Here is a 2,613-nt window from a genome sequence, read left to right as displayed (position 1 = left end):
CGCTGGCGATAGCGGTCGAGCGCGACCGCGCCGATGATCACGAGCCCCTTGATGATGTATTGCCAGATGTCGGACACGCCGAGCAGCACGAGGCCGTTGGTCAGCACCGCGATGATCAGCGCGCCGATCAGCGTGCCGACGATCGAGCCGACACCGCCGACGAAGCTCGTGCCGCCGAGGATCACCGCGGCGATCGCATCGAGTTCGTACGACTGGCCGAGCTGCAGGCCGTTGGCCGCATAGAGCCGCGCGGCCGACATCACCGCGCCGAGGCCGGCGAGCAGGCCCGACGCCGCATACACGAACAGCTGGATCGCGCGCACGTTGATGCCCGACAGCCGTGCGGCTTCCGGGTTGCCGCCGACCGAATAGATCCGCATGCCGAGCACCGTGCGGCGCAGGATGAACCACGACAGCGCGATCACCGCGCAGGCGATCACGACGAGCCACGGCACGCCGAGGATCGTGCCGTTGCCGATGAACGCGAACGGCAGTTGCGGGTTGAAGACGGTCGTGTCGTTGCCGATCAGGCGGGCGACGCCGCGCACGGCCGTCATCGCGCCGAGCGTGACGATGAACGGCGGCAGGCGCAGGAACGAGATCAGGCCGCCGTTGATCGCGCCGAACACGAGACCGACCGCGAGCGCGATCGGCACGCCGAGCCAGCCCCAGCCGGGGATGGTCGACGCGATGAGCGCGGCGACGGCCGACGCGGCGAGCACCGAGCCGACCGACAGGTCGATGCCGCCCGTCAGGATCACGAAGGTCATGCCGGCGGCGAGCACGATGTTGATCGACGCCTGCTGCGTGACGATCGACAGGTTCTGCAGCGTGAAGAAGCCGTCGGTCAGGAAGCCGAAGCCGATGCAGAGGACCAGCAGCACCGGCAGCATGCCGGCGGTGCGCAGCAGCGACTGCATGCGCGCGCGATGATCGGCGCCGCGCATCAGCGGCGTACGGTTGGCGACCGGATGGGCCGTGGCGGATGCGAGGTTCCGCTGCTTGGTCGGGTTGATCATGTCGGTACCTTGAAGGAAGAAGAAAATGAAGGGGCCGTGGTCAGTGCGCGTCGGCGAGCTCGGCCTGCGAGCCGGTGGCGAGCGCGATGATCGCTTCCTGCGTGATGGGCGTGTGCGTGTGGCCGCCGAGTTCGCCGGCGATCTCGCCTTCGCGCATCACGAGCACGCGGTCGGCGACGCCGATGATCTCCGGCAGCTCGCTCGAGATCACGATCACGCCGACACCCGCGCGGGCCAGTTCGTTGATGATCCGGTAGATCTCGGATTTCGCGCCGATGTCGACGCCGCGCGTCGGCTCGTCGAGGATCAGCACGCGCGGCTTCGTCTCGAGCAGGCGCGACAGCAGCACTTTCTGCTGGTTGCCGCCCGACAGCGCGCCGACGTTGACGTTCGCATTCGGCACGCGGATCGACAGCGACGCGATCGCGTCGCGTGCGCGCGTGGCGCCGCGCGCGAGATCGAGCGCGCCGAGCCGCGCATCGCGGTTGCACACGGAGATGTTGATGTTGTCGCGCACGCTCATGTCGAGGAACAGGCCCTGGCGCTTGCGGTCTTCCGTCAGGTAGACGAGGCCCGCGTCGATCGCGTCGCGCGGCGAATGCGCGCCGAACGTGCGCTCGCCCAGCTTCACGTCGCCGCGCGTGCGCGGCTCCGCGCCGAAGATCAGCCGCGCGAGCTCGGTGCGGCCCGCGCCGACGAGCCCGGCGATGCCGAGCACCTCGCCCGCATGCAGGTCGAGGCTGCAGCCGCGCACGCGCTCGCCGTCGGCGATGTCGCGCACCGACAGCAGCAGGTGGCCGGGATCGTACGGCGCGTGTTCCTTCTTGTAGAAGCCGGAGATGTCACGGCCGACCATCATCGCGACGAGCCGCTCGGCCGACAGCGATGCGCGCTCGAGCGTGCCGACGTACGAGCCGTCGCGCAGCACCGACACGCGGTCGGACAGTTCGTAGATTTCGGCCATCCGGTGGCTGATGTAGATGATCGCGAGACCTTCCTCGCGCAGCTGGCGGATCAGGCCGAACAGGTGCTCGGTTTCGCGCGACGACAGCGGCGTCGTCGGTTCGTCCATCACGAGGATGCGTGCGCGGGTATGCACGGCGCGCGCGATCTCGACGAGCTGCTGCTCGGCGATCGACAGCGTGCCGACCAGCGTGTCGGGGCCGAACGGCGCACCGAGGCGCGCGAGCACGTCCTGGCAGCCGCGTGCCATCGCCGCGCGGTCGATGGTGCCCCAGCGGCGGTTGCCGCGGCGCAGTTCGCGGCCGACGTAGATGTTTTCCGCGACGGTGAGGTTCGGCGCGAGGCACAGCTCCTGGTAGATCACGGCGACGCCGGCATCGCGCGCGGCGAGCGGGCCGTCGACGTCGATGCGCGCGCCGTCGATCAGGATCTCGCCGCCGGCGTCGGCGCGGTACGCACCCGACAGGATCTTCATCAGCGTCGACTTGCCCGCGCCGTTCTCGCCCATCAGCGAATGGATCTCGCCCGGATAGACGGTCAGGCTGACGTTGTCGAGCGCGCGCACGGCCGGGAAGGTCTTGCTGATGCCGCGCATCTCGAGCAGCGGCCGGGGGGACTCAGAACGCGACAT

General features: G+C 69.3%; 2 protein-coding genes. Both read right to left on the bottom strand.

Going from position 1 to position 2,613, the window contains the following annotated elements; translation table 11 throughout:
* On the bottom strand, positions 1-1,019 hold a 1,019-nt coding region (locus tag U4Z64_RS37165; RefSeq protein ID WP_321804529.1), incomplete at its 3' end, for an ABC transporter permease subunit.
* A gap of 40 nt (positions 1,020-1,059) precedes the next feature.
* Complete coding sequence (locus U4Z64_RS37160; protein WP_124572231.1) at positions 1,060-2,613, bottom strand: sugar ABC transporter ATP-binding protein; 1,554 nt, start codon at positions 2,611-2,613, stop codon at positions 1,060-1,062.

Source organism: Burkholderia sp. BCC1996, assembly GCF_905339955.1.
GTDB lineage: Bacteria > Pseudomonadota > Gammaproteobacteria > Burkholderiales > Burkholderiaceae > Burkholderia.
Note: the sequence above shows the minus strand (reverse complement) of the source record. Positions and strands in the feature narration are given on the sequence as shown.